Annotated in this window: 4 protein-coding genes and 1 pseudogene; 3 read left to right on the forward strand and 2 right to left on the reverse strand. The window is 65.8% G+C overall.

Annotated elements, in window-relative coordinates; all coding sequences use genetic code 11:
- A pseudogene (locus ACTG9Q_RS32800) lies at nt 1-891 on the reverse strand (cold-shock protein); the annotation flags it as partial.
- 866 nt (nt 892-1,757) lie between these two features.
- Between ACTG9Q_RS32800 and ACTG9Q_RS32805 the strand changes: the two are divergent.
- Nucleotides 1,758-3,797 (forward strand): hypothetical protein, encoded by a 2,040-nt coding sequence (locus tag ACTG9Q_RS32805; protein WP_455576839.1) that lies wholly within the window; start codon nt 1,758-1,760, stop codon nt 3,795-3,797.
- 311 nt (nt 3,798-4,108) lie between these two features.
- Here ACTG9Q_RS32805 and ACTG9Q_RS32810 read toward each other — a convergent pair whose 3' ends face one another.
- Nucleotides 4,109-4,594, reverse strand: a complete 486-nt coding sequence (locus ACTG9Q_RS32810; RefSeq protein WP_455576840.1) for a DUF4231 domain-containing protein — start codon at nt 4,592-4,594, stop codon at nt 4,109-4,111.
- Nucleotides 4,595-5,068: 474 nt separating this feature from the next.
- On the opposite strand from ACTG9Q_RS32810, the gene ACTG9Q_RS32815 reads away from it, so the two are divergent.
- A complete protein-coding gene (locus tag ACTG9Q_RS32815; RefSeq protein ID WP_455576841.1) occupies nt 5,069-5,431 on the forward strand; it encodes a hypothetical protein in 363 nt (120 codons plus the stop codon).
- A 651-nt stretch (nt 5,432-6,082) separates the two neighbouring features.
- Nucleotides 6,083-7,441 (forward strand): helix-turn-helix transcriptional regulator, encoded by a 1,359-nt coding sequence (locus ACTG9Q_RS32820; RefSeq protein ID WP_455576842.1) that lies wholly within the window; start codon nt 6,083-6,085, stop codon nt 7,439-7,441.
- The last annotated feature ends 488 nt before the right edge of the window (nt 7,442-7,929 follow it).

Raw genomic sequence — 7,929 nt, forward strand, 5'->3', positions numbered from 1 at the left:
ACCGGACCCGGTCACCCTTCTGCAGCGGCTCCGACCCCATGATCACGGACACGTGGGCGAAGAGATCGTCGCCGCCTGCGTCCGGGGTGATGAAGCCGAAGCCGCGGTCGCCGTCGTAGCGTGCGACGACGCCCTCGCCGCCTCGTGCGGGCACGTCCCGCGCGGCCGGCCCTGCGGCCGCGGCAGGTGCCGACCGCTGCGGCGCCGTCTGGGGCTCGGCGCCCCGGACCAGGTGCACGTCGCGGGCCTGCGGGCCCTTGTCTCCACTAGCCACCTCGTAGGCGACGCGGTCGCCCTCCGCGAGCCACGTCAGCCCCTCGGCCAGGGCCCGGGCGTGAACGAAGACGTCCCCGGCGCCGGAGTCGGGGTTGATGAAGCCGAAGCCCTTGTCCTCGTCGTACCAGGCCACCGTGCCGTCGGCACCGTCCGCGATACCAGCCGCAGCGGGTGAGCCGACCCCTGCTCCCAGCGGGATCACGTGCCCGGCCTGCGGGCCGCGCTCGCCTTCGACGATCAGGAAGGCCACCCGCTGCCCCTCGGTGACCACGCCGCCGGTCACGATGGCGGAGCTGTGCACGAAGATGTCGGCGCCGCCGCCGTCCGGCGACGCGAAGCCGTACCCCTTGCCCGGCTCGTACCAGTTGACGGTGCCGAGCAGGCCCACGGCGCTGCCGGTGGCCGCATCGGCGGTGACGCGAACGCGCAGCGCCTGGGGTCCGCGGTCGTTCTCGCCGACCTCGAACACGACGGCCTGACCCTCGCGGAGCATTTTCGCGCCGCCGTCCTCGACGATCTCGGAGGCGTGCCGAACACGTCCGGCGAGCCGTTCTCGGGCGCGAGGAAGCCGAAACCCCGTTCGGCGTCGAACCAACGGACGGTCCCCTGCGGCATCAAAGGCTCCAGGTCGAGAGGGCGGGCAATGGCCCCCAGTCTCTCTGACTGTCCTCCGGTCCGTCGGGCCGGGCTCACAGGCGGGCGGTGCGGAGCCAGGGGCGGGCCGTTGGTTCACCTAGCGACACGCCGAGTTTTGAGACCAGGTCTAACGACCACCGGCGATGCTCGTCCGACAGCATGGCAAGGCGCGGGACGATGTTCGCGTCGGCCCTGCCCAGGCCAGGGGCCAGGGCCGGGGTCGGGTAGTCCGGCACGGGGTAGGCGCGCTCGACGCGTGCGGCGGCGTCGCCGAACGAGCCCTGCAGGCGCGGCGCCCCGACGGTCGGCCGAGGCTCCCGCCTCCGGAGAGCGGGTCACCCAGCATCTCTGACCTGCATAAACAGAGCTGCATTCGAAGACTTGGGCACATATTGGGCAGGACACCCGGTTTCGTGAGGATCTGGGCGGCGGCCCGCCGGTTATGTCCGAGTGCTTGCGGCTGTTGACGTCGATGAGTCCGACGGAAGGTGGGGGTACTGGGAAGCTGTCGTGGATGGTCGACGGGGGCCGTCGACACTCACCGGGCGAAGGACCGACCGGGTGCTAATCCAGCGGAGGGCGGTCTCGCTCGACCGGCTGGCTTGATCGTTGACCCGCTTGAGGCTTCGGCTGGTCGAGGTCACCACGCTCGGTCGGTTGGCCTCCGTCCGCCATGAAACGCAACGTCCGGTCATGCCGATGTGCGTACGTAACGCCGTGCCTGGCCTGAGCCTTGGCTTGCCGCTTGAGGTGCTCGTCGGCTTCGATGATCAAACTGCGTGTTCGCGGTCGGCAGTGCAGGAGGCAGCAGCGTGGGTTCTCGTCGCGTGCGGTGGTGGCCGTGGTTGTTGCTGTTCGTTCTGTCTGCGTCGACCCTCGCGGTCGTGCTCGGCTTCAATGCGTTGGATGTCGGCGACAAGGTGGCCAGTGTCGTCAGTTGCCTGGTTGCTGTGATCACTTTGGGGGTGACCGGCGCCGCTTCGCGCGTCTCGTCCCGAGTTGATGACTCGGTTGAGGAGCTTGTTGTATCGAGGCTTTCGGTGCAGTCCGCCAGGCATGTGCGGCAGGAGATGTTGGCGCATGATCTGTCGTTTCCTGATCCGCTGAGGGTGCCGTGGTCGTCGGTTAACGGGCCGGTGGCTGCCAGTCCGGATGTGGTTCTAGGGCGCTTGTCGGGAGCGCGGCGTACTGCTCTGCGTCTGCACGGGGATATCACCATGCTCGCGAGTGTTGTCGCCGGTTTGCCTGCTCGACAGTTGGTGCTTCTGGGTGATGAAGGGTCGGGCAAGTCTGTGGCCGTGTTGCTGGTCACTCAGAGCCTTGTCGACGACGCAAGGGTTCCGATTCTGATCGACTTGGCTGGGTTGGCCACGGGATCTGAGCGCATCGAAGAGTACCTCGTGAGGTGCGTGAAGACTGCGTTGCCCTCGGATATGTCCGCCGATGCCGCCCATAAGGTCATGTCTCGACTGCTTGAACAGGGGAGGATCGTTCCGATCCTTGATGGTATGGACGGGCTTGCCCCGCAGGCGCGCGCGATACTTCTTGAAGATGTGCAAAGCTGGGGCAGCCCGTTTGTGATGACCAGTCGACCGCTGGAGTATGAGACGGCTGTTCTGACGGCTGGCGTGACTGCGGCCAGGGCGCTGGTCGTGCGGCTGACACAGTTGCCGGTGCCGGAGATCCGCGCACATCTGACCGCCGGTCGATCTGACGCCGACCGCCGTTGGGCCGGTGTTCTGGCGAGGCTGCTTAAGCCGGGACCGCTTCGGGAGGTGTTGTCATCACCGCTGATGAGCAGGATGGCGAGAAAAGCGTACGCTTCACCCGATTCCGATCCGGGCGAGCTGCTGTTGTTCGACACAGTGGATGCGCTTGAACGGCATCTCGTGGCCGCCGCGCATCAACGGGACGAAACGCTCACCTGGCTCGCTGGCTTGGCCAGCTACCTGACACGGCGTGGAGCACGGCATATGGACCTGACGGCACCGCTGATTCCTTCCGGGTGGGGGCCGCATCGCCAGCGTTCCTTGACCATTCTGGTGGCATTCGGTGGCGCCGTGTTCGCCGCATGGTACGGATCTCTGATCGACTGGAGTGGTCAACGCATTGACACCTTGGCCGGGGTTGCATCCTGGGCCGCGGTTTTGGTTGCCTACGTGATGATTCGACTCGCGTTCCGAAGCAGGGTTGAAGCAGCTGTCACCTTCAGATTCAAGATCAGGTTCCGGGCACTCCTTGGCGGCGCAGCGAGCGCAGTGGGGGTAGTGACAATGATGAACATCGTGACCCTGCTGGCACCCGATTCCAGTCTGCAACTCAGCGGTCAGGCGCTCGTTGTAGGAGTCATCATCCTCACCCTCGCGGTTGCCGTGCTGGGCATCTTTATGTGGGCAAGCATCACCGAACCCGATGCAGAGGAGTGGGCCCCGCAACCACTCGCTGCTCTGCGTCGGGACGGCATAGCCCTGGCCGCACATTTCCCCCTGCCCATCTTGGCCGCATGCGCGTACTGCGCAGTTACAGGAAATTGGCATGAGTACCACGTCTGGTTGACGCTGGTCCTACTCGCCTCGACAGCCGTGTTTGATCAGATACCCGGCACGGGCTGGTCTCGATGGGTACTGCGACAGACGATTCTCGCCCGCAGTGTCCCAACACCCAGGTCAGGCCTCGGGCCGTCCCTGGAGAATGCGCGAGCAAAAGGACTTCTCCGCGCCACCGGGACGAGCTATCGCTTCCAACACGTGAAAATCCAGAACCACCTCGCCGAGATAGCGCGAGATCGACCTCGTCACGACCAGCCCGAAACGGATCACGAAAGCAAGACTGGCTCGTTCGCAGCGCGAAGACTACGTCGCAAACTTCGCTCTCCACGACGGTAAAACACACGTCAGCTCCACCTGGGGTCGGACAGGGAGGGTTGGCGCCGAAGGCTAGTAGGACTGTTGTGAGGTGGACGTCGAGGGGTTCCGTTTGGGCAGCGGCGTCGCCCTCGGCGTCAATGGCGTGCGTTAGTAGCGTCATGTCCACGAAGACCTCGTCGGGGTCGCCGCCATTAGCAGGCAGGCGGGCCAGTCCCGGTGCGTCGAAGTGCTCAACCGCGTGGTGGGCCGGGAGTCCAATACATGTCACTCACGCGAACAGTCAACCAGTCAGAGTTTCAATGAACACACGCTCATGCCGCAGGTCGCGCCTATGTCGTCGGTGGCGACTGGGTGACTTGCAGCGCTCGACGGTCGGATTCCCAGGCTTGACCCTCGGATTCGGCGACGTCCTCGACGGCGTGGACGAGCACCGCGGCGGGGTTATCGGTGTCGTACGGCCGGATTCGTTGCTTGTAGAGTGTGACGTGCCGTTCGATGGCGTAGCGCGCGCGACTGCGGGAGATCCAGTTCTCCTGCCAGCGGTAGCTGCTTCGGACCCCAGCGACGATCACCGCCGCGGTGCCCAAGGCCGCACCTGCGACGGGTTGGTCGACGACGACCGTGACCAGAGGCGCAAGCGCGGCGAGAACGATGTGAACGACCTCGCTGCGATGTGCCCACCGGCACGAGCGTGTCGCTGCCGTTCGGTACCAACGCCACTTGGCCATCACCGATCGGGGAACGGCCGGTTCGTCCTCCGCAGTCTGCTCGATCCAGTGCACAGCGATCGGTCGAGCAATCGGATTCTCAGGCACCAGACCACCTCCATGTGAGGTGTCGTTCGTCATCGGCCGTGCGTGTCGGGGCAACGAGCCAGATCGACAACGAGCGGAGAAGACGAGCAGAAATCAACCTTCACTTCCTTCGGCCGTACCGCAAGGGGGGCGCGTCCGAACGCACGCACTTGCCGATGGCAGGACGTCCTGGCCACCCGATCGCCGGGTCCTGTTGGCCGCGGAGTCCCCGCTGACCTGGTCCCGACACGCTTGCTGCGTCCGGTCGCGTGCTGGTTGGCAGCAGGCGGCTCGGCGGGCGAAGGACGAAAGATCCCCCGACCGCAGGTCCTGGTCTTGGAGATGTCAGATATGCCCCCACTAGCATCAGTCCATGATGGACCCGGCATTCGCCGCCCTCGCTGGTGCTGGCGTCGGCGTATTGGGGCGAGCCTGGCGGCGTGGATCACCACCGCCCGCACCAGGACCGACAAGCGCCGCGACATGATGCGCCAAATGTACGCCGACGGCTTGGCCGCCGTCACCGCGATCCTGGAGATCGCCAGACCGGACGACATCAAGCCGGTCACGCAGCGGCTGTTCGACGCCCAAGCGCAGGTCCGACTGGTCGGCACACCGCAGGCTGGCCGAGCGTACGACGAGCACCTCGACGCCGTGCTTACCTACCTCGAACGCGTCCAAGCCGAGGTCGATGGTGGCGTACGCAGGATGTTCCGCTCGGTCGACCGGCGGACGGCAGACGCTTTCCCACCGGAACTGCGCGAGGAGATCAGCCGCACCCACAAGGCATTCCTCGACGTGGCGCGCCGCGACCTGGGAAACCGGCGGTGGAAGGCCGCAGGGAAGCACCATGAGTGAGGGTTGGAGGATGTCGACCCCGACCAGCCCGCCGGAAACGGCGATGGCTTCCGAGTCTTCCCCGGACAGGACAACCGAATGCGACTGAACGGAGGTCTGCCTCTGGAGGCGGACCGCATGCCTTAAACGCGGCACCTGACCGAAAGCCGAATAGCGGGTCGGATCAACGGCCGTGTCCGCATCATCAGGGTCGGGAGACCGTGCCCACGGAGTACCGTCTCCGCGAAACCGAGGATCGGATCCTGTCCAACGCCGGGGCCTTGAATTTGACGACCGCAGCGATACCAAGGAGCACATGTGCGGCGGGAGCAGCATCTGCGACCACCGCGTCTGCGCCGCCCGTCGCGCGGAATCACCGGCTGAACCCGGCGCGGCTTTACAGGGTCGTCGAGCTTGATCCTTTGCGAGTCGTGATCACCTGACTTGAGGTCGCAGCACCGGACGCACGTGCCTGCTCAACAATCAAGGCCATCAGCTCAGCCACGTCCTCAACGACCAGCAGACCTGGGCTGAGCTGGATGTTCGCCAGGTCGGCTCTACCGGCCATCCTCAAAGTCATTCACGCTGTAGCGATCTACAGCGTGGATGATGTAGAGTGGCGCATCATAGCTGCTGTAGACCGCTACAGCAGCGAAGGGAGGGAGTTGCCCCGTGCTCCGGGACGAGCAACCTGTCGCCAACGGCATCCGCACCGACCACCCGATCCCGAACCTGCCCTTCGTCGAGGACAGCCACATCCCGCTCGAAGATCCCGAAGAGGTGGAGCGCGTCGGCCGCCACTCCGGTTCCAACATGTGGGGGCGATGTGACGTCGACAGCGAGACGGGCGAGTGGAGGGCGTTCACGACCGACCCGAAGAACCACGCCTACGCCTGGGTGGCGCACTTCCACCCCGTGCACGGCCGCAGTGTCCTGCTCTACCGTGACGCCGACGGTGCGGGCGCGTACGACGAGTGGTTCGGCGACCGGGCGTTGTTGACCAGGCTCGGCGGCTACTGGTGGGACGGAGACACCTGGTACCGCCCGCGTCAGGTGTTCAGCCTGTCCACCGAGACCTATGTGCACCGGCCTGTGCGCCAGCCAACGACGATCACCGCAGACGACCTGCTGGACAGCGGATGCCGAGAGAACCTCGGGCACCTGCACAAGGTGCTGCATCTCGCCCCGGACACCGTGGCCGCGGCGGAGCAGTGGCGGCACGACCTCGCGCTGTGGGCGGCGCGTCGGCGCGCTCGCCCTGACGCCCTGCCACTGGACCGGTGTGTGGTCTCGCTCAACGCCCCAGAGCTGGCCGAGGTCACCCTACTCGGCGTAGACGACGTTGCCAGGGAGATGGGCATCGTGGGCTCGACCCTGCGCGCCTACATCGCCCGCGAGGAAACCGAGTTGCCCGCGCCCCAGTCAGGCGACGGCGGCCGGAAACGCTGGTCGCGGCCGGTGGTGCTCGACTGGCTCGAACAGCGCCGACGCGACCCGTCAAACGTCGTCGCGGTGCTCAACCGCGACGCCGAGGAGCGCCTGGCGCCAGGCCTGCGCTCACTGTGGAAACGCCTGTCCAACAGCGTCTTCCACATCCTCTGGGATCAGCCCGACACCCGCCGCCGCTGGTCCCGAGCCCACCGCACCGAGCAGGCCGTGCGGTCGGTGTCCGAGGAACTGGCCTGGAGCGCCGCGCTCCACCTGGACTCCACAACGCCCTTCGACGCCGTCGCAGGCACCCTCCAGTACGCGGTGCTGTGGGAACTGTCCCGCCACCGCGGAATCGCGATCGACATAGGCATCGACCTTATGCCCAACACCGGCGTCCTGCTCGGCTGGTTCGTCCGCCACAAACCCGATCGAGTGTCGCGGTTGTTCGGCGCCATCATGGGGGAAGCCGAACGCAAGCTGGGGATCCCTCCCGCGATGACGAAGAAGTCCCTGAAGACATCGCTCATGACGAACGGGGGTTTCAACGACGATACATGGCTCGACGAGTTCCTCGCCGTGACATTGCCCCCGGAGAGGTAGGCGGTCCATCGGCGTCGGCGAGGAGCATCCCCAGGACAGATCTGGCACTTCGGATCGCCCAACCCAGGCGAGTGGGTGCAGACCGAGGGCAACGCTGGTGGACTTGGTCTTTCAATCATCGACGTGAGCGGAGGCCCGACCTGGCTCCACCGTCTTGGTCTGACTCACGCTTCTTGGTCGCCGAGCACGACACCGTCACTTTCTTCGCCGAAGTCGTGCATGTGATGCGCCATCAACGCCAGGCGGCGGCCAAGCGCAGCTCCGACCCCGATCGCCGACTGCACCATGTGTGACGGCCTAGTCCACCAGTTTGAGCGCATGCAGCACAACGACAACCCCGAGGTGCAAGACATAGCGGGTACTCCGCCTAAGGGGTGTCTCGTAACCCGGTGATCGGGTTGTGTGGCGGGTGGTTGATCATGTGCGGGTGCAGGTGATCTCGTCGTCGCGGTCGGAGTGGATAGCGCCGTTCACCGGGCTGCAGCCGG

This window comes from Actinokineospora lacus (genome assembly GCF_053813445.1).

Bases quoted from the DNA above. Each gene is read 5' to 3' on its own strand.
- ACTG9Q_RS32815 (WP_455576841.1), top strand. From the start codon at position 5,069: ATGTACGCCGACGGCTTGGCCGCCGTCACCGCGATCCTGGAGATCGCC.